Origin of the sequence: uncultured Holdemanella sp., from assembly GCF_934772795.1 — a bacterium.
GTDB lineage: Bacteria > Bacillota_I > Bacilli_A > Erysipelotrichales > Erysipelotrichaceae > Holdemanella.
In genome coordinates this window covers 1-19,624 of sequence record NZ_CAKVMR010000014.1, presented here as the reverse complement: position 1 = coordinate 19,624, position 19,624 = coordinate 1, and the positions used below count along the sequence as shown (strand labels likewise).

Below are 19,624 nucleotides of genomic sequence, written 5' to 3'. Positions count from 1 at the left end.
AGTACAATTATAAAGCAAGAAACCTTAAAACTCAATAAAATGTGGTATAATAAAACAAAATTTTTCTGAAAGGGGTAACACCATGCAAGTACAATATATAAAAGAGTATTCAAATTGTTTGGATCGCGAAATGGAATATAAAATCTATGGTCAAGGCGGCAAATTATGTCTGGCCATTCCAAGTCAAAATGGACGTTTCTTTGAATGGGAAGATCGTGGTATGATTCATGAAGTTTCCAAATGGATCGAAGCCAATCAATTAACAATCGTAACATGTGATACTTTGGATTTAGAAACATGGTCCTATCCTTATAACACAAAGGTTCGTATGTTGAAACATGAACTGTGGATTGAATATATTCTTACTGAGTTAATTCCTAGTGTACAAGAAAAGATGAATAATCATGATAAATGGATGGTTACGGGGGCAAGTCTTGGAGCAACACATGCCACAAATTTGATTTTCCGTTTTCCTAAACAATTCGATACTTTATTAGCCCTATCGGGTATTTATGATACAGAACTGTTCTATGGAGATTATCATGATGAAAATACATACCATAATAATCCATGTGCCTACATGAAAAATATGTCTTTAGATCATCCCTATATGGAATTATATAAACAATCTAAATTGATCTTTTGTGTAGGCCAAGGCAATTGGGAACAAGAATGTGTTGAATCTTTAAGACGATTTAGCACCATCCTTTATGATCAACACATCGAGGCTTGGTGTGATTTCTGGGGTTATGATGTGTATCATGACTGGCCTTGGTGGAAAGTACAACTACAGTATTTCATGGAACAAATATTTAAAGAAGTATGACAAATATTAAAAATGTATTGATTTCACATAAGGATTTGTATGTGTGGACACAAATTAACTTTGCGTATCATTCAAATAAAATTGAAGGCTCTAAATTGTCTAAGGATCAAATCATACAAATATTTGAAACGAACGATTTAACAATTCATTCAGATGATGCACTAGAAGCACGAAATCATTTTCGGTTGTTTGATTATATGTTAAAAACAGTGGATGAACCATTATCAAAAGAAATGATGATTCAAATGAATATGATTTTGAAAAGAGGTACGTCTTATGAGGATAATCCAGCATACAATGTGGGTGGTTTTAAAGTAAGAGTTAATGGGATTGGAATGATAAATCCTTTTAAAACGACAAAACCAGCTGATGTTGAAACGGAATTAGATGCTTTGTTGGAAAAGTTTCAAAATAAAGGGGTTCTATCATTTGAAGATATTGTAGAATTTCATGTTTGTTTTGAAAGAATATATCCGTTTGGCGATGGAAATGGACGTACTGGACGGATGATTATGTTTAAACAATGTCTACAGAATAATTGTATTCCATTTGTACTCTTAGATCGAGATCGTGCATTTTATCTGCGTGGCTTAAAAGAATGGGATTTTGAAAGAAATTATTTAATTGATACTCTTTTAACACAACAAGATATTTATGCTTCTGTTTGCGAACAATTTGATTTTTAAAGGAGTAGCGTGAACTACTCCTTTTGTGTTAGATAACCTTATGTTCGAGCCACTTATTTGTTTTAAAACGAGCTAAGAAAATAAATGAACGAATCGTCCAAACGGCTCCCATACCAATCCATACGGCTAATGGGCCCATGTGGAATTATGGAACAAATATTAAAGGAAGTATGACAATTATTAAGAATGAATTGGTTTCACTATGACATTACCATTTTTGAATCAGAAGGCCTCAATTAGTGCTTAATAATTTCCTTGCATTTTCACAGATGTGTGGTATATTACCAGTGACGAAGGTCGTCATCAGACGGCAAACTAGCGAATCACTATCGTAACCAATCGATAGGGCTCGCTTTTTATTTTTGAAAAGACTCAATATTCTTATATTTTTTGTGATTATAAAAATTTTGAATTGTTTTCCTTTATGGTTTGAAACATAAAATCTAAAATCCGTTTAGATTTTGAATTAACGCTATTTACATCCATATTAGCTTTTAAATCAGAAATCTCAATTTTAGAAAATTGCTCATCTAACAACTTTAAAGTGATGAATAATTTCGAATCTTCTATCTTTTTGTTTGTCATTTCTGAAATTAAAAAAGGTAACAAGGGTTCGTAGTGATTAATAATATTTCTCATTTGGCGTATTAGTTCTATATGCCCTGAAAAACTAATGATATCTTTATTGTCAATTTTTAATTTGTTGGAATTTTTCATGGCTGCAACTATTCTTTTCTGAGATACTGTATCCAACATCAAAAATAAAGTCTGAAGTTCCCCTAATGTAAGTGCATTTGGAACAATCCACAAGGGAACTTTTTTAGTTTCTTTTGATAAGTAATGCAAGACTAATTTGTTTTTACATTTTTCAATTTCATCTAGTTTTGAACCATTTATGTGTTCTCCTTTACCTATTTGATAAATGTGCTCTAGCAAATCTCTCTTTCGCTCTAAATTATATGTGTCATTCTTCTTGTCGGTAGAATTTCGAGCGATTTTTTCATAAATGTAAAAGTAATTCCCACAAAATCTAGGACACGTAACTCCATTTTCTAAAAAGTCTTTAATTTCCTTTAAATAAATAGTACATGTTTTATCTTTTGAACAATCCTCACAGTTAACATATTTCAGACACATTTCGTTAAAAACCACTACCTTTAATTTCTTTTCAAATAGGCCTATTTTTTCATACATTAACTTACTGAATTCATCATCAATTTTTATTATATTTATAAGTTCTTTGAAGTTGTGTTCTTTTTTATATATTAATTTTCCTTTGTTGTTTCTGCCTGTTGAAAAAAATTGCTTGTAGGGGTTGATCATAGATATGTAATTTCTCTCAGAAAAGTAATGTTTATCTTCATCATCCACAATAATCTTTTTTGATTTGTATAAGTATTCAACCATTTCATCAATTGATTTATATGTTTTGATTTCTCTTTTCTCATTCATCTGTAAGACTCCATTTCTTCATTTTATATATTATCATGGTGTCAAAATAAATACGATATTGCACTAAAAAAGAGATGCACAATATATGCATCTCACAGACATTAAGCGTGAACTACTCCTTTTATGTTAGATGACCTTATGTTCGAGCCACTTATTCGATTTAAAACGAGCTAAGAAGATAAATGAACGAATCGTCCAATCGGCTCCCATACCAATCCATACGGCTAATGGGCCCATGTGGAATGTATGAACTAAAAAGATGGTCACTACAACTCTGCAGATCCACATGGATAGAGTGGATGTGATCATGCTGAATTTTACATCGCCTGCAGCTCTTAGGCCATAGCCTGGTAAGAATGATGTAGTCCAGAAGAACATTTTGTATGTGAAGACAATGCGTGTTAGCCAAATGGCTAGTTTAGCACTTTCCGTCTCCATTCCCGCAAGACTAGTGATTTGTTTGATTGGAAACATGATCATAGCACAACATATAATGCAGGCTATCCATGCATATTTTGTTAGTAACATTGTATAGTGTTTAGCTTGTTCGTATTCTTTAGCACCTACACATTTTCCTACAACAGTCATCATACCAAGGCCTACTCCAATGCTTGCTTGGCAGGCAAAGCTTTCTAGCATGGCTACCATGGCTTGGGCGGCAATGGCGGTTGTTCCCATAGTTGAAATGGTGGATTGAATGACGAGTTTTCCAAATTGAAACATTCCGTTTTCAATGCCGGTTGGAATTCCAATTTTTAATATTTTTGTGATTGTTTCAATTTTTGGTCGGATACTTAAATAGGAATCGACATATAAATCTTGTTTGGATTGTTTTAAAAGAATCAGGATAATAGCGGCACTAATGATTCTAGAAAGAAGTGTGGATAGGGCAGCTCCTGCTACTCCTAAGCTTAGGGTAAAGATGAAGAATACATTTCCTATAATGTTTAATATGTTAGAGCCAAACGCAATGGCCATGGGAAGTTTTGAGTTTTGGCTAGTTCGAAAGCTTGCAGCACCTGCATTATATAGTGCGATAAATGGATAGGATAAGGCTGTGATGTATAGGTAGCTTAATGAATTGTCCATCACACTTTTTTCTACAGAACCAAATATCAGGGTAAGTAATGGTCTTCTAAATAGAATGCAGGGAATCGTGATCAATATAGAAATAAGGGTTACGGAAAAAATCAATTGTTTCAAGGCTTGGTTGGCCTTGTCTTTTTGATTGGATCCTAGGTATTGGGCGCAGATGATGGCGCCACCAGTTGCCATGGCGGCAAATATGTTGATAATCAAAATATTTAATGAATCGACAAGGGAGACGGCAGAAATGGCGACCGATCCTATGTTGGTGACCATAATGGTGTCGACAGATCCCATTAATGCGGTTAAAACTTGTTCGAACATTAATGGGACAATGAGTCTTTTTAATTGTTCTTTGGTGTACATGGTAAACTCCTTAAAAAAATAAAAAGATATCTTTCGATATCTTAACCTACTAGTACTACATCACGGATGTTTGGCACTTCTTCAAGCAATAAATCTTTGATTCCGCTTGAGAAATCTTCAGAAGCCATCATACATCCTTGACATGCACCTTTGAAAGATACATAGACAACATTGAATTCATCAACTCCTAATAGTTCAATGTCGCCTCCGTCATGTTGAATATAAGGGCGAATCTTATCTAAACAATCATTAACGGCTTTACTATCTACAGTATCCATACTACAACACTCCTAACTTATAAAAATAGTGGACATAAAATCAATGGGACAGCAAGTCCAACCACAAATCCACCAATGACTTCGACAAATTTATGTCCAAGTACGTTTTTTAACTTTTCCTGATAGATGGGATCATCAAAGTGAAGTCCTGTCATTTCGCGTAAATCTTTGACTAATTGTTGGGTTAGTTCAATGTTTTTACCGGAATAGTAGCGTACGTGGCATGCATCGTACATAACAATAAAGGAAAAGATGGTGGTTACGGCAAATATGGCTGAGTCAAATCCTTCCTGAATTCCAATGGAAAGGGAAAGGGCTGTTACAGTTGATGAGTGACTGCTTGGAAAGCCGCCACTTGCGAGGACCCAGTGAAAGTCCCATTTGCCAGTTCTATAATAATATACGACCGTTTTTAACACTTGTGCAAGTATATTGCTCAAAAGAGCTGTGACAAGTGGATATAAGGACGATGGTATCATAAACTCACACTCCTAACGAAAAACATTATATCACACATTGTTAATTCGTGGTATAATCATCCTTAGGATAGCTATGGAGGGAAATAAAAATGATTCAATTAGATTTAAATCATGCTTTCTTAAAAGAAGATGTAAAGGCTTATCAAGAACAAGTTCGCGCAATTGATGAAGCTTTACAAAATGGTACATGTAAGGGTAACGACTTTATCGGTTGGCTAAACTGGGCTAACAATTATGATAAAGAAGAATTTAGTCGCATTAAAGAGGTTGCCACAAAAGTACGTGAAAATACAGAAGTATTTGTTGTATGTGGTATTGGAGGATCTTATTTAGGTGCTCGTGCTGCCATTGAAATGATGAATGGTTTATATGGTGACAACAAGCCTGAAATTATTTATATGGGAAATACTTTCTCATCTACTTATATTTCACAGGTTATGAACTATATTAAGGATAAGGAAGTTACAGTCAATGTTATTTCTAAGTCTGGAACTACAACAGAAACCGCATTGGCATTCCGTATCTTGAAACAATTCATGGAAGAAAAATATGGTGAAGATGCGAAGAATCGTATTATTGCCACTACAGACAAGGCTAGAGGAACATTAAAAGCATTAGCTGATAAAGAAGGATATGAAACATTCGTAATTCCTGATGATATCGGTGGTCGTTTCTCAGTTATTACTCCAGTTGGATTATTACCAATCGCAGTAGCTGGTATTGATATCGATGCATTGATGAAAGGGTTACATGATGGTATGGGTGAATATGGAGATGCAGATCTTGAAAAGAACCCTGCTTACCGTTATGCGGTTGCTCGTCGTATTCTTCAAAACCAAGGATATGATGTTGAATTGTTAGTAAACTATGAACCACAAATGCAGATGGTTGCTGAATGGTGGAAACAATTGTTTGGTGAAAGTGAAGGAAAAGATGGAAAGGGTATTTTACCGGATTCAGTATGCTTCTCAACAGACTTACACTCTTTAGGACAATTTGTTCAGGAAGGTAAGAAAGTATTGTTTGAAACAAACTTATATGTTGAAACACCAATGATCGATTTAATATTCCCTAATGATGAAGCAAACGAAGATGGAATGAACTACTTGGCTGGTAAGAGTGTGGATTGGGCTAATAAAATGGCTGCCAAAGGAACATTACAGGCTCATGAAGAAACTGGTGGAGTTCCAAATATCTTATTGACTATGCCAGGCATGACTTCTTATGACTTTGGTAATATGTGTATGTTCTTCTTCAAGGCCATCGCAATGACAACTTTGATGAATGATTCTAACCCATTCAACCAACCTGGTGTTGAAGTTTATAAAAAGAACATGTTCAAATTATTAGGTAAAGAATAATGATGAAAATAGAGATGTAAGCAAGTGTTTACGTCTCTTTTTTATACGCTTACAAATTAGATGAGACTAACCTCTATAGTGAATTTTACCTTTAAAATTTGACATGAAGCTCGTATAATAAACTATGGTATTGAATATCTATAAAGGAGGAAATATTAATGCCTAGAGCAAAACAGTCTATGGATGGAAATACGGCTGCGGCTCACGTTGCGTATGCTTTTACAGACGTTGCTGCAATTTATCCTATTACTCCATCTAGTCCTATGGCAGACTCTATTGACCAATGGTCTGCAGCTGGACAAAAAAATATTTTTGGAAATCAAGTAGTTGTAAGTGAATTACAATCAGAAGCAGGTGCTGCTGGTGCTGTTCACGGATCATTAGCTGCTGGTGCATTGACGAATACATTCACTGCATCTCAAGGTTTATTATTGATGATTCCAAACATGTACAAGATCGCTGCTGAACAATTACCATGTGTATTCGATGTATCTGCACGTACAGTTGCAACTCACGCATTGAACATCTTTGGTGATCACTCAGACGTTTATGCTTGTCGTCAAACAGGTTTCGCTATGTTATGTGAAACTAACCCACAGGAAGTTATGGACTTATCTCCAGTAGCTCATTTAGCTGCTTTAGAAGGTAAAGTACCATTCATTAACTTCTTTGATGGATTCCGTACTTCTCACGAAATTCAAAAAATCGAAAAATGGGACTACGAAGATTTAAAAGAAATGTGTCCAATGGAAGCAGTTGAGGAATTCCGTAAACACGCTTTAAATCCAGAACGTCCAACTATGCGTGGTTCTCACGAAAATGGAGACATCTTCTTCCAACACCGTGAAGCATGTAACACTGCATATGATGAATTACCTGCTGTAGTAGAAAAATACATGGGTAAAATCAACGAAAAATTAGGAACAAACTATGACTTGTTCAACTACTATGGAGATCCTGAAGCTGATCGTGTAATCATCGCTATGGGTTCTATCAATGACGTTGCTGAAGAAGTTATCGACTACTTAACTGCAAAAGGAGAAAAAGTTGGTTTAGTTAAGGTTCGTTTATACCGTCCTTGGTCAAGCAAACACTTATTAAAAGTTCTTCCTAAGACAGCTAAGAAAGTTGCCGTACTTGACCGTACTAAAGAACCAGGTGCTCTAGCTGACCCATTATACTTAGATGTAGCTACAACACTTCGCGAAGCAGGATTAAATGACATCACTCTTTGCGGTGGACGTTATGGTTTAGGATCTAAGGATACTCCACCTTCAAGTGTATTCGCTGTTTACACTGAATTGTTAAAAGACGAACCAAAACCTCGTTTCACAATCGGTATCGTGGATGACGTTACAAACTTATCATTGCCAGAAGTTAAACCAGCTCCTAACACTTCAACTCCAGGAACTGTTGAATGTAAATTCTGGGGTCTTGGAGGAGATGGTACTGTAGGTGCTAACAAGAACTCTACTAAGATCATCGGTGACCACACTGACAAATACATTCAGGCTTACTTCCAATATGACTCTAAGAAAACAGGTGGTATCACAATTTCTCACTTGCGTTTCGGAGACAAACCAATCCGTAGCCCATACTACATTAACCAGGCTGACTTCGTAGCATGTCACAACCCTTCATATGTAGTAAATGGATACAAGATGGTTCAAGACGTTAAACCTGGTGGTGTATTCATGATCAACTGCCAATGGTCAGACGAAGAATTAGACAAACACATGCCTGCTGAATCTAAAAAATATATCGCAGACAACAATATCCAATTGTACACAATCAATGCCATCGATAAAGCTATCGAAATCGGTATGGGTAAACGTACAAACACAATCTTACAATCTGCATTCTTCAAATTAGCAAACATTATGCCAATTGACGAAGCTGTAGATTACATGAAAGCAGCTGCTAAGAAATCTTACTCTAAGAAGGGTGATGCAGTTGTTGAAATGAACTATAAAGCTATCGATGCTGGTGTTGGCGCAACTCACAAAGTTGAAATTCCTGCATCTTGGGCTAACCCAGAAGCTGATGCACCAAAACCTGAATTGTCAGGACGTCCTGCAACAGTTAAGATGGTTAAAGACATCATGGAACCAGTTAACAAAATGGATGGAGATTCATTACCTGTATCTGCATTTACTGGAAACATCGATGGTCAATGGGAAACTGGTGCTAGTGCTTACGAAAAACGTGGTACAGCCGTTACAGTTCCTGAATGGGATCCTGAAAAATGTATCCAATGTAACCAATGTGCATTCGTATGTTCACATGCTACAATTCGTCCATTCTTATTAAGTGAAGACGAAGTTAAGGCTGCTCCTGCACAAATCAAATTAGCTGATGTTAAACCAAAAGCTACAGAATTCAAATATACAATGAGCGTATCTCCATTAGATTGTATGGGATGTGGTGAATGTATCACTGTATGTCCAACGCAAGCAATCAAGATGGTTCCTCAAGAATCTCAAGCTGACCAACAACCAGTGTTCGATTACTTAGTAGCTAACGTTTCTAAGAAAGATTCTGGATTCGCTGATGACACAGTTAAGGGTTCTCAATACAACCAACCATTGTTAGAGTTCTCTGGATCATGTGCTGGATGTGCTGAAACATCTTATGCTCGTTTAATTACTCAGTTATTTGGTGAACACATGTATGTATCAAATGCAACTGGATGTTCTTCAATCTGGGGTGGTCCAGCATCTGTATCTCCATATACAGTAAACAAAGATAGCTTACAAGGACCAGCATGGGCTAACTCATTGTTCGAAGACAATGCTGAACACGGATTCGGTATGCAATTAGGACAAAAAGTATTACGTGAACAAGCTATCGAAAAATTAGGTGCTATGAACGAAAGCGAAAAAGCAACTCCTGAATTCAAGGCTGCATTCGAAAAATTCATGGAAACTAAAGAAAATACTCGTACTAACACAGAAGCAACAAAAGCATTATTAGTTGAAGTAGAAAAAGCTGCTGAAGCTGGATGCCCAGATGCTAAAGCTGTATTAGACAAGAAAGAATACTTAGCTAAGAAATCTGTTTGGATCTTCGGTGGAGACGGATGGGCTTATGATATCGGATTCGGTGGATTAGACCACGTTCTTGCATCAGGTGAAAACGTAAACGTTATGGTATTCGATACAGAAATGTATTCAAACACTGGTGGACAGGCTTCTAAAGCATCTAACATCGGTGAAGTTTGTCAGTTCGCTGCAGCTGGTAAAGAAATGAAGAAAAAATCTTTAGCAGAAATCGCAATGAGCTACGGATACGTTTATGTAGCACAAATCGCTCTTGGAGCTAACCCTGCACAAGCAGTTAAATGTATTGCTGAAGCAGAAGCTTATCCAGGACCATCTTTAATCATCGGTTATGCACCATGTGAATTACACGGTATTGCTAAGGGTGGAATGAACCACTGTCAAGATGAAATGAAGAAAGCTGTTAAATCTGGATACTGGAACTTATTCTCATTTGATCCAGCTAAGAAAGAAGCAGGCAAGAACCCATTCACATTAACTTCTAAAGAAGGAGATGGAACTTACCAAGACTTCTTACACAACGAATCTCGTTACACTCGTTTAGTGAAACCATTCCCTGAAAGAGCAGAAAAATTATTTGCTAAGTCAGAAGAAGTAGCTAAAGAACGTTACGAACACTTACAACGTTTAGTAGAACTTTACAAGTAAGAAAATAAATAAAGAAGCTGATTGATTTCAGCTTCTTTTTTCTTTGAAACATAACTATAATAGTTTGTAAGAGGTGTTTTATGATGGAAAAAGGTAAATTAAATCGAATAACAGATGTAGAAGGCGTATTGGTTGGACATAAAACAATCCGTTCTGGCTCTCATCAAACAGGTGTGACTTTCATTCGTACGGCTGAAGATGTGTTTCATCAAAAGCTAGCTTGTGGATGTAGTATTCTAAATGGTTTTGGCAAGACAACAGGGTTACCACAAATTATGGAGCTGGGTACTTTGGAAAGCTATATTTGTTTGACAAACACTTTAAATGTGGGTGTTGTTCAACAAGGCTTAGTGGATATCATGGTCAAAGAAAATGAAGATCTAACGAGTGTGAATGTTGTCGTTGGAGAATGTAACGACGGCTATTTAAATGCGATTCGCGATTGTGTTGTTACAAAAGAAGATGTAAATGATGCGTATAGTGATTGTAAAAAAGAATTTGAACTAGGCAGTGTTGGAGCTGGACGAGGCATGTCTTGTTTTGAAATGTCTGGTGGTATTGGATCAAGTTCAAGAGTTTTTGAAATTGATGGAAATAAATATACTTTAGGAGTACTAGTACTTTCTAATTTTGGTTTAAGAGAACAATATTTATTAGATAAAGTCGAAGGGAATAAATTACCTTTAGAACAAGAAAAAGGTTCGATCATGATGATCATTGCGACGGATGCTCCATTAAGTGATCGACAACTACATAGAGTATGTAATCGTATGCCAGTCGGTTTAGCTTTAACAGGATCACATATGGGCAATGGTTCTGGTGATATTGCGATTGCGTTTAGTACCGCTAATCGTTTTGGATCTGAAGAAATTCATACTTTAAAACAAATCAATGACAATAAGATCAATGTTGTATTTGATGCAGCGATTGAATCTTGTAAAGAAGCTGTGCACTTATCTTTAATTGAAAATGAAGAGGTAATGGGTCAGTCTGGACATGTTCGTAAGAGTTTAAATCAAGTGAAGATTCAGTAGTCGAATCTTCACTTTTATGGTATATTTCTTTCGGTGATAATATGAAGAAATTAATGTTTGATTGTGATGATACACTTTATGATTTATCTTGGCCATTTCGCAAATGTATGGAAGAATTCCTTCCTAATGTAAATGTGGATATGGATTTATTTTATGCGGATTATCGTAAGTTTGGAGACATGATTTTTGATGATCTACAACAAGGAAAGATTACGATTGATGAATCGGGAGTATATCGTATTGAGAAGGCTTGTGAAAAGTATGGAATCAAGTTTAGTCATTCAAAAGCTGTAGAGTTTCAGTCTCGCTATAAATATTATCAGCATCATATTGAAATGGATGCACCATTGGTTGATTATTTCTCGAATTGTGAAGATGAACTGGCAGTTTTGACAAATGGAGAGGATGCGCATCAAAGAATGAAGTTAGAAGTGCTTCGTGTCTTTGATTATTTTAAACCGGAAAATGTATTTACGAGTGGACAATTGGGTGTCGCAAAACCGGATGTGAACGCATTTAAAAAGTGTATGGAATTCATGAATGAAGATATAAGTGAATGGTACTATGTAGGGGATAACTATATCAATGATATGCAGGGTGCTAAAAGTGCAGGTATGAAGACAATTCATTTTAATCGTCATCATCAGGCAAGTGGGCCTTGTGCAGATCATGTGGTATATTCGGCTAAAGAATTGGTTGAATTCGTTAAAAAAGGTTAGACAAATCGTCTAACCTAATAATTAAATACATGAATGAACTATATCGAGTACTTCTTGAAGGATGTTTTGTGGACATTCTTCTTTTTTTGTGGCTTTTCTTGCTTTTAAATCTAATGTTTTTACATGTTCACATAAAACACATCCAGTTGTAATAGTATTAGAATCAAGTTTTACATGTGTTGGAAAATTTTTTGTGTTATTGGTTATTGGGCAAACGATGAAAAGACCCATGATTTTGTTGTAATCATTATTGGAAATAACTAAGCATGGGCGTTTTCCTGCTTGTTCGTGCCCCTTAGTAGGGTCAAGGTCTATATATACGATATCGCCTTGTTTAAAAGACATTAAATTTCCTCCTTACCGACAATTTCATCAGACCAAATTTCTTTTTGTTCAGTCGGTCCGTCATAATTTGCGAATCTTTCAGCTAATGTTAATTTTTTTTCTTTTTTGGGTACAAGAACAATTGTTTCATTTTGAACTGTCATTTGCAGTTCGTCTCCAGCTTTTAAAGATAGAAGTTTCATCACTGCCATAGGTAATCTAATGCCTTGTCCGTTTCCCCATTTAGCAATTTTTAAACTGTTTTGAGTCATGATGTATGTCTCCTTTCATTACTGTCTGTCTCTACAATAAGTATATACAATGTATAAACAAAAAGTCAATGGCTTAAATATAATTATAGTGATGATTTTAGGGTTAGGCATAGAATCACATTTGTGGTAAAATAGTTCTGTATGTTTTGATAAGGAGTAATTATGTTTATAACAACAATTCATTCTATTGATTCATTAGAAAAATTAAAAAGAGCGAAGGCCGATGCCGTAATCATTGGGGTTGAACATTATTCGATTCGTTCGAGTATTACGGTGAAAAAAGAGGATTTACAGCTTTGGAAGAAGAAGTGTAAAAAGCTTGGTCTAAAATTATATATCAACTTTTTAAGACTATGTATGGATGAAGATCTAGCGGGTGTTCGTGAATACTTTTCTATTTTTAAAGAACTAGATGTAGATGGTATTTACTATGCGGATGAAGGTCTATATTTTGAGGCAAAACAATTGGGAATTGAATCGAAATTGATTTATCAACCCGAAACATTGGTAGCTTCCAGTGCAGATGTGGATTTCTATATGTCTTTAGGGATTCAGTCTGTATCTTTAGCGCATGAATTGAGTCTTGAAGAAGTGGTAAGTATTGGAAAACACAATCCAAATGTTGAAATCTTAGTGCATGGATATTTCTCCATTCTATATTCAAGAAGACCTTTAGTCACAAATTATTTAGAGGCTGTGAATAAACCGGTATGTGCATTACCGTGTCATTATGACTTGATTGAACAAACACGAGAGCAGCGTATGCCAATTGTACAAGATGAAACGGGTACGCATATCTTTAGTGAAATGCCAATCAATTCATTACAAGAAATGTGGGATTTTACGGATGTAGGAATGCACCGTTTCCGTATTGATTCTTTGTTCTTTGATGATGACTGGACAGTTGAAATCTTAGATTTATATAATTTGGCTTTACAGGGTATTAAGATTACGGATGATGAATCGACAAACCGTTGGTATTTAGAAGAAACAATTAAGAAAAAGGAGGAGCAAGTAAATGAATAAGATCGAATTATTGGCTCCTGCTGGAAATTTAGAAAAAGCGAAGATTGCGATTTTATATGGGGCGGATGCCGTATATATTGGTGGTAAGCAGTTTAGTTTGCGTTCACGTGCAAGTAACTTTTCCATTGATGAAATCGCAGAATTGGTTCAGTTTGCGAATGCACATAACTCTCATGTGCATGTGACTGTAAATATGCTTCCGCATGAGTCGGATTTGGATGGAATTGAAGAGTATTTAAAAACGTTGGATTCGATTGGCGTGCATGCGATTATTGTGGCAAGTCCATCGATCATGATGTTGGCTAAAAAACTTGGATGTCAATTTGAGGTGCATGTATCAACGCAGCATTCTTCTACAAATTCAAGTGCTGCAAGATTCTGGAAAGAAAAGGGTATGGACCGTGTTGTGCTTGCCAGAGAATGTCAAATGGATGATATTCGTTCGATTTGTGAAGAGAGTATTCTTCCAATTGAAGTCTTTATTCATGGAGGCATGTGTATTTCTTTTTCAGGACGTTGTGTATTGAGCAATCATATGACGCTTCGTGATGCGAATCGTGGTGGGTGTGCACAGAGTTGTCGTTGGAAATATCATTTGATGGATGGTGAAACTGAACTGAGTGATCCGACCAATTTATTTTCTATGTCTTCAAAGGATTTGCAGGCAGTAGATTATATTGAGGATTTCATCCATATGGGTGTAGCGTCTTTAAAAATTGAAGGGCGTATGAAAAGTGCTTATTATTTAGCTACGGTTGTATCGAGTTATCGTATGTTGATTGATTATATTTATGAGCATGGGCATGCGGATGTTGAAATCATTGAGCGTGTAAAAAAGGAAATTGCCAAGGCAGAAAATCGACCGACAGGGCCGGGCTTCTATAATGGGCTTCCTGGATATAAGGTGCAGTTGTATCAAGATCATGATGAAACGGTAACGCAGGAATATGTAGCCATTGTACAGGATTATGACAAGGAAAGTCAGATGGCGACTTTACAAGTAAAGAATCATTTCATGCCCAATCAGGATTTAGAAATATTTGGTCCTCACATTTTAAGTACGATTGTACATGTTGGGGATGTGTATGATAGTGAAGAAAATGTATTAGAGGTTTGTAACAAGCCGATGCAGATCGTACATACAAAGTGGTCTGGGCCAATTGAAGTCGATGCGATGATTCGTAAGATAAGATAAGTGGAAGAGGTAAGTAAAGATGAAATTAAGTCAGAGTTTCTTTTATACATTAAGAGAAAATGCGAAAGATGAAGATAGCGTATCAAGTAATTTGTTGGTGCGTGCTGGAATGATCAAAAAATGTTCAAATGGAATCTATATGATCATGCCTATGGGAAAGAAGGTTCTTTCTAAAGTAGAAAATATTATTCGTGAAGAAATGGATGCGAAAGATGCACAAGAATTGTTGATGCCTGCATTGATTCCAGAAGATGTATATGTACAATCGGGTCGTCGTGAAGCATTTGGTTCTAACATGTTCTCATTGAGTGATCGATATAATAAGCGTTATGTTTTGGGGCCAACACATGAAGAATTGTTTGCGGTAGCGAGTAGTATGGATGGAAAATCTTACAAGGATTTCCCTTATAACTTATATCAGATTCAAACGAAATATCGCGATGAAACTCGTCCTCGTTATGGTTTGATTCGTGTTCGTGAATTTATCATGAAGGATGCGTATACATTTGATGTGGATGAAGCTGGGTTGGATGTAGCTTACAACAAAATGTATGATGCGTATTGCCGTATCATGGATCGTTTAGGATTGGAATATAAAATCGTTAAAGCGGATACAGGAGCTATGGGTGGTCTATTATCGGAAGAATATCAAGCTCTATCAAGTATTGGTGAAGACGTTGTTGTTGGCTGTGTTGGTTGTGACTATTCAAGTAACTTAGAAATCACGGAAGTAGTAGATACAATGCAAGATTCAAGTGAAGAAGAACTTTCTATGGAAGTTGTTGATACGCCAAACGCAAAAACAATTGAAGAAGTGGCTGCTTTCTTTGGTAAGAAAGAAAGTGATTTCGTTAAAACATTACTATACAACGTAGATGGAAAGGTCATCGCATTCTGTATTCCTGGTGATCGTGAATTAAATGAAACAAAGGCATTGAAATTATTGGGTGCGAATGAAATGGAAATGGCTAGCTTTGAAGAAGTTGAAAAGGTGACACATGCTCGTGTTGGTTTTGCAGGCCCAGTGGGTATTGATTGTCCTGTGTATATGGATCGTCAAATCAAACATATGAAAAACTTCATTGTAGGTGCTAACCAATCGGATCGTCACATTAAGAATGTAAATTGTAAAGATTTCGAGCCTGTTGAAGTGGCAGATCTTTGTCAGGTTAAAGAAGGGGATATTTGTCCTAAGTGCGGTAAGAAGTTAACTTTCCAACATGGTATTGAAGTGGGCAACTTATTTAAATTGGGTACAAAATATTCTAAGAGTATGAATCTTTACTATACAGATGCCAATAACCAATTACAGCCAGTTTGGATGGGAAGTTATGGTATTGGTCTAGAAAGATGTATGGCTGCGGTTGCAGATCAGCACCATGATGATTTTGGTATTAAATGGCCAGTTGAAATTGCTCCATTTAGACTTGCGATTGTTCCAGTATCTTTAAAGGATGAAGAACAAGTTAAGATTGCCAATGATCTATATGAATTCTGTAAAGAACACAAGTTCGATGTGATTTTAGATGATCGTAATGAGCGTCCAGGTGTTAAATTCAAGGATATGGAATTGATTGGTGTTCCTTATCGTATTACTGTGGGTCGTGGTGTTAAAGAAGGAAAATTAGAGTGGACAGATCGTTATACGGGTGAAAAGACTGAAATTGCGATTGAGGATGTTTATTCTGAAATCGAAAAAGTTTTCGCCATGTAAACGCTTGTACCTGAAATATAAACAAAAAATTGAGTTTTACATTTACTTTCAATAGGTTTTCATGTATATTAGTCATAGTTAAAGGAGTGTAATTATGCAAAATAAAATTGAAATTTTTAACAACCAGGTTATTATCAACTATAATTTGGCATATCCAAAGAGTCGTGAGGTTTTATTAAAATCTCATACGTTCGCAAAATTCGTTCAATATTTCATTGAATATCAAGAAACAGATAATGCGAGCATGTATGCGTATTTAACAAAGAATGGTGAATTGAATTCAAAAGAAGCTGCTAATGATTTCTGTCATTTCTTACGTTTATTGTCAATCTTTACTTGTGAAGAATTAGAAGATGAATATTATTTATCAGACAAAGATGCAACTTTAAGTGTTATTGAAGAGATGTATCGTAATTGGCGTTCTTTACAACGTTTTGGATATATGAAGAGCGATAATTCAACGGATTTTGGTATTAATACATTAGTGGCATTTGACTCAGCTTCAAATGATTTAATTCTTCGTACATATCGTTTGTTTGAAGAAAAATTAATGGGAAGACCAAACTTAGTGTATCGTCAGGTTCAAGCTGGAACAAATGCATGTTTCTCTGTTCACACTTTGGATAAAGTATGGGCTGATGAATATGCAGCATTACAAGATATTCCAATGATTGATACAGTTATGTTAAGAACTCCAATGATTTTGCATCCAAAATCAAGTAAACGTACGGGTATGTTTACTGAAGTAGATACACAGCCAATGACATATTTCAAAAAGGGAGAATCAAACTGGTTCTGTTATCCTTGTAAAGTTGGAGCTTTATTATGCTTTGTATACTTCAACTCAAAATATATGTCTAGTGCATTGAGTATGGCTAACTTATTTGAATTAGCTACAAAAGAAGAGAGTGCTCAAAAACCAGATCTTGTTGTGATCTTTGGTAACGATGATGGAAATGATGCAACAAACTTTTATTATGATGAGGCCAATGATATTTGGGTAGGATGCATTAGTGACAATCCTCGTATTGAATACTTTGGTTATTTAAAGAAAATGTGTTTAACATTACACAACTTGGCACAGATGAAAAAAGGTTGGTTACCAATCCATGGTGCTTTCGTAAACATCTATTTAAAGGATGGAACTAAGAAAGGTATCATGTTGATGGGTGATAGTGGTGCTGGTAAATCTGAATCCATTGAAGCATTAAAAGCAGCTGCTGGCGATATGATTCGTGAAGTCGAAGTTGTATTTGATGATATGGGAACAATTCACTTAGAAGATGGAGTTCCATATGGTCAGGGAACTGAAATTGGTGCCTTCATTCGTCTAGATGACTTGGATCCAGGTACTCCATATCGTGACATGGACCGTTCAATTTTCATGGCTCCAGAAAATCCAAACTCACGTATGATTCAGCCTGCTGCTCCATATCGTGTTGTTGTTCACAACCACAAAATTGATTTATTTGCGTACGCAAACAACTACACAAATGAATTTGGTCTAAAGAAATTATCTGTTCAAGAAGTAAAAGATACTTGTAAGTTAGGTAAGCGTATGGCTTTGGGTACAACGCAAGAAGTTGGTATTTCAACAACTTACTTCGCAAACCCATTTGGTCCTATGCAAAAACAAGAGCTTTGTGAACCAATCATCGACACAATGTTCCAGGCTCTAGAAGACAACGGAGTATTTGTTGGTGAAATTTATACGCACTTAGGATTCGATAAATCAAACCGTAAAGGTTTAAATATTGCGGCTCAGCAATTATTAGAATTCATTCAGAAAAAGGATTAATATGTTTAACAACGATTCAATGAATTATTACTCAACAAGCACTTTAAAAAGTGCTTTGTTGAAGTCTTATGCATGGATGGCTATTGCCTTATCCATCACGGCAATTGTATCTTATGGTTTATATGCCACAAATGCTTTATTGATTTTATTAAGCGCAGCGCCATTTCTATTTATGTTGTTTGTGATTGCACCATTTATCTTGTCCATTGCCTTTGGTGTGTCTATGGCAAGATCTACATCTAGTACAGGTATGAAAGTCATGTTAGTGCTTTATGCCATCTGTATGGGCGTTTCACTTACTTCGATTGGCTATGTATATGATGTAGCTACAATTGGTACTGCTTTTCTAGTCAGTGCAGTTTACTTTATTAGTTTAGCTGTTATTGGTACAACATCTAAAAAAGATTTTACTAGCTTTGGCTCATTATGTTTGATTGGACTTTTTGTATTGATTATTACACAATGCTTTATGATGTTATTTAGAGTTAGTATGGATGTTCGCTTACTTTCTATTATCACTCTATTGATCTTTACAGGCATCACAGTTTGGGATGTACAAAGAATGAATCGTTTATTGATTCAATCGGACGGTTCAGTCGTAGCACAAGATAAGATCGCCATCTTCATGGCTTTACAGTTGTATTTGGATTTCTTGAATATATTCTTAAGAATCTTACAATTGATTGGCATGGGGAATCGTAATAATAAGTAAATGAAAAGGAAATGTGTTTAAATGATACATTTCCTTTTTTTGAAAGAATCTGATACATAGATTTAGGAACTCCTTTTATTCTAGGATTTTTCCTTGTAGTCAATAGGATGCGATTGCGTGTATAATTGAAATCGGAGAAACCTCTGGAATCTCTTTTTAAATCTTTTGGCTTTCGATTAAAGGATTCCATAGGTCCATTTGAAAGGCGCGCGTAATATTCTTTTTCTGTACGTGCGCTTTTTCTATATACTTTTATACGTGTAAAGGAATTCACTATAGGTCTAAGATTTCTTCTTAAGAGCCCTGCAAAATTAGTCAATTACAAAAAGATTTTGCACTATAGTGCATTTATACGATTTTTTTGTCAATTTATGCTATAATAATAGCGCAGGAGGTATGAAAACATGATAGATTCTCATGAACTCAGGCGTCGTGACGGCTATTTAAATAAATTGATTGGCTTTCAGGATACGGAACCGGTCAAGGTAATCACCGGCATTCGCCGCTGCGGCAATAATGTAAAGTTGAGAATAATGTAAAGTAAAGCTTATAAGCCTTATAAATAAAGGATCTTTGGCTAAATTACTTT

Annotated in this window: 18 protein-coding genes; 11 read left to right on the top strand and 7 right to left on the bottom strand. The window is 35.8% G+C overall.

Annotated features, from left to right (window positions below; all coding sequences use genetic code 11):
- The first annotated feature begins 82 nt into the window (after positions 1-82).
- Positions 83-826 (top strand): alpha/beta hydrolase-fold protein, encoded by a 744-nt coding sequence (locus tag Q0F04_RS04235; protein ID WP_295750519.1) that lies wholly within the window; start codon positions 83-85, stop codon positions 824-826.
- On the top strand, positions 823-1,512 hold the full coding sequence (locus Q0F04_RS04230; protein WP_295750516.1) for a Fic family protein: 690 nt from the start codon (positions 823-825) through the stop codon (positions 1,510-1,512). The genes Q0F04_RS04235 and Q0F04_RS04230 overlap by 4 nt, the downstream gene beginning before the upstream one ends.
- A 396-nt stretch (positions 1,513-1,908) precedes the next feature.
- Here Q0F04_RS04230 and Q0F04_RS04225 read toward each other — a convergent pair whose 3' ends face one another.
- From Q0F04_RS04225 to Q0F04_RS04210, 4 genes are all read right to left on the bottom strand, one after another.
- Positions 1,909-2,964: an Abi family protein gene (locus Q0F04_RS04225; RefSeq protein ID WP_295750514.1), complete on the bottom strand. Its 1,056-nt coding sequence runs from the start codon at positions 2,962-2,964 to the stop codon at positions 1,909-1,911.
- 126 nt (positions 2,965-3,090) lie between these two features.
- Positions 3,091-4,416, bottom strand: a complete 1,326-nt coding sequence (locus Q0F04_RS04220) for an MATE family efflux transporter (RefSeq protein WP_295750510.1) — start codon at positions 4,414-4,416, stop codon at positions 3,091-3,093.
- Positions 4,417-4,457: 41 nt separating this feature from the next.
- Complete coding sequence (locus Q0F04_RS04215) at positions 4,458-4,694, bottom strand: NifU family protein (protein ID WP_295750507.1); 237 nt, start codon at positions 4,692-4,694, stop codon at positions 4,458-4,460.
- A 17-nt stretch (positions 4,695-4,711) separates the two neighbouring features.
- The gene (locus Q0F04_RS04210; protein ID WP_117570790.1) at positions 4,712-5,173 is read right to left on the bottom strand and encodes a divergent PAP2 family protein; all 462 of its coding nucleotides are present in this window, start codon (positions 5,171-5,173) and stop codon (positions 4,712-4,714) included.
- Positions 5,174-5,262: 89 nt separating this feature from the next.
- On the opposite strand from Q0F04_RS04210, the gene Q0F04_RS04205 reads away from it, so the two are divergent.
- From Q0F04_RS04205 to Q0F04_RS04190, 4 genes are all read left to right on the top strand, one after another.
- Complete coding sequence (locus Q0F04_RS04205) at positions 5,263-6,534, top strand: glucose-6-phosphate isomerase (protein ID WP_295750505.1); 1,272 nt, start codon at positions 5,263-5,265, stop codon at positions 6,532-6,534.
- Between the two features lie 158 nt (positions 6,535-6,692).
- A complete protein-coding gene (gene nifJ / locus Q0F04_RS04200; protein WP_295564678.1) occupies positions 6,693-10,241 on the top strand; it encodes a pyruvate:ferredoxin (flavodoxin) oxidoreductase in 3,549 nt (1,182 codons plus the stop codon).
- A gap of 80 nt (positions 10,242-10,321) precedes the next feature.
- Entirely contained in the window at positions 10,322-11,275 is a 954-nt protein-coding gene (locus Q0F04_RS04195; protein WP_295750503.1) for a P1 family peptidase, read from the top strand.
- A 41-nt stretch (positions 11,276-11,316) separates the two neighbouring features.
- Complete coding sequence (locus Q0F04_RS04190; protein ID WP_295750501.1) at positions 11,317-11,994, top strand: HAD family hydrolase; 678 nt, start codon at positions 11,317-11,319, stop codon at positions 11,992-11,994.
- Positions 11,995-12,015: 21 nt separating this feature from the next.
- Here Q0F04_RS04190 and Q0F04_RS04185 read toward each other — a convergent pair whose 3' ends face one another.
- The gene (locus Q0F04_RS04185; protein ID WP_256268926.1) at positions 12,016-12,339 is read right to left on the bottom strand and encodes a type II toxin-antitoxin system PemK/MazF family toxin; all 324 of its coding nucleotides are present in this window, start codon (positions 12,337-12,339) and stop codon (positions 12,016-12,018) included.
- Positions 12,339-12,590, bottom strand: a complete 252-nt coding sequence (locus Q0F04_RS04180) for an AbrB/MazE/SpoVT family DNA-binding domain-containing protein (protein ID WP_295566619.1) — start codon at positions 12,588-12,590, stop codon at positions 12,339-12,341. The genes Q0F04_RS04185 and Q0F04_RS04180 overlap by 1 nt, the downstream gene beginning before the upstream one ends.
- Before the next feature lie 162 nt (positions 12,591-12,752).
- On the opposite strand from Q0F04_RS04180, the gene Q0F04_RS04175 reads away from it, so the two are divergent.
- The 5 genes from Q0F04_RS04175 (at position 12,753) to Q0F04_RS04155 (ending at position 19,035) form a co-directional block, all read left to right on the top strand.
- Positions 12,753-13,616, top strand: coding sequence for a U32 family peptidase (locus Q0F04_RS04175; protein ID WP_295750496.1), 864 nt, complete (start codon positions 12,753-12,755; stop codon positions 13,614-13,616).
- Positions 13,609-14,811: a U32 family peptidase gene (locus Q0F04_RS04170; protein ID WP_295750494.1), complete on the top strand. Its 1,203-nt coding sequence runs from the start codon at positions 13,609-13,611 to the stop codon at positions 14,809-14,811. Before Q0F04_RS04175 ends, Q0F04_RS04170 begins: the two co-directional genes overlap by 8 nt.
- 19 nt (positions 14,812-14,830) lie before the next feature.
- Positions 14,831-16,525 (top strand): proline--tRNA ligase, encoded by a 1,695-nt coding sequence (locus Q0F04_RS04165; RefSeq protein WP_295750491.1) that lies wholly within the window; start codon positions 14,831-14,833, stop codon positions 16,523-16,525.
- Positions 16,526-16,619: 94 nt separating this feature from the next.
- Positions 16,620-18,323, top strand: coding sequence for a hypothetical protein (locus Q0F04_RS04160; RefSeq protein ID WP_295750488.1), 1,704 nt, complete (start codon positions 16,620-16,622; stop codon positions 18,321-18,323).
- Position 18,324: 1 nt separating this feature from the next.
- On the top strand, positions 18,325-19,035 hold the full coding sequence (locus Q0F04_RS04155; protein WP_295750485.1) for a Bax inhibitor-1/YccA family protein: 711 nt from the start codon (positions 18,325-18,327) through the stop codon (positions 19,033-19,035).
- Here Q0F04_RS04155 and Q0F04_RS04150 read toward each other — a convergent pair.
- Positions 18,947-19,309, bottom strand: coding sequence for a transposase (locus Q0F04_RS04150; protein WP_295750565.1), 363 nt, complete (start codon positions 19,307-19,309; stop codon positions 18,947-18,949). The genes Q0F04_RS04155 and Q0F04_RS04150 overlap by 89 nt on opposite strands.
- Between the last annotated feature and the right edge of the window lie 315 nt (positions 19,310-19,624).

Excerpts from the sequence above, each read along its gene's own strand:
- Q0F04_RS04235 (WP_295750519.1), top strand. The coding sequence starts at position 83 with ATGCAAGTACAATATATAAAAGAGTATTCAAATTGTTTGGATCGCGAA.
- Q0F04_RS04230 (WP_295750516.1), top strand. The coding sequence starts at position 823 with ATGACAAATATTAAAAATGTATTGATTTCACATAAGGATTTGTATGTG.
- Q0F04_RS04225 (WP_295750514.1), bottom strand. The coding sequence starts at position 2,964 with ATGAATGAGAAAAGAGAAATCAAAACATATAAATCAATTGATGAAATG.
- Q0F04_RS04220 (WP_295750510.1), bottom strand. The coding sequence starts at position 4,416 with ATGTACACCAAAGAACAATTAAAAAGACTCATTGTCCCATTAATGTTC.
- Q0F04_RS04215 (WP_295750507.1), bottom strand. The coding sequence starts at position 4,694 with ATGGATACTGTAGATAGTAAAGCCGTTAATGATTGTTTAGATAAGATT.
- Q0F04_RS04210 (WP_117570790.1), bottom strand. The coding sequence starts at position 5,173 with ATGATACCATCGTCCTTATATCCACTTGTCACAGCTCTTTTGAGCAAT.
- Q0F04_RS04205 (WP_295750505.1), top strand. The coding sequence starts at position 5,263 with ATGATTCAATTAGATTTAAATCATGCTTTCTTAAAAGAAGATGTAAAG.
- nifJ (WP_295564678.1), top strand. The coding sequence starts at position 6,693 with ATGCCTAGAGCAAAACAGTCTATGGATGGAAATACGGCTGCGGCTCAC.
- Q0F04_RS04195 (WP_295750503.1), top strand. The coding sequence starts at position 10,322 with ATGATGGAAAAAGGTAAATTAAATCGAATAACAGATGTAGAAGGCGTA.
- Q0F04_RS04190 (WP_295750501.1), top strand. The coding sequence starts at position 11,317 with ATGAAGAAATTAATGTTTGATTGTGATGATACACTTTATGATTTATCT.
- Q0F04_RS04185 (WP_256268926.1), bottom strand. The coding sequence starts at position 12,339 with ATGTCTTTTAAACAAGGCGATATCGTATATATAGACCTTGACCCTACT.
- Q0F04_RS04180 (WP_295566619.1), bottom strand. The coding sequence starts at position 12,590 with ATGACTCAAAACAGTTTAAAAATTGCTAAATGGGGAAACGGACAAGGC.
- Q0F04_RS04175 (WP_295750496.1), top strand. The coding sequence starts at position 12,753 with ATGTTTATAACAACAATTCATTCTATTGATTCATTAGAAAAATTAAAA.
- Q0F04_RS04170 (WP_295750494.1), top strand. The coding sequence starts at position 13,609 with ATGAATAAGATCGAATTATTGGCTCCTGCTGGAAATTTAGAAAAAGCG.
- Q0F04_RS04165 (WP_295750491.1), top strand. The coding sequence starts at position 14,831 with ATGAAATTAAGTCAGAGTTTCTTTTATACATTAAGAGAAAATGCGAAA.
- Q0F04_RS04160 (WP_295750488.1), top strand. The coding sequence starts at position 16,620 with ATGCAAAATAAAATTGAAATTTTTAACAACCAGGTTATTATCAACTAT.
- Q0F04_RS04155 (WP_295750485.1), top strand. The coding sequence starts at position 18,325 with ATGTTTAACAACGATTCAATGAATTATTACTCAACAAGCACTTTAAAA.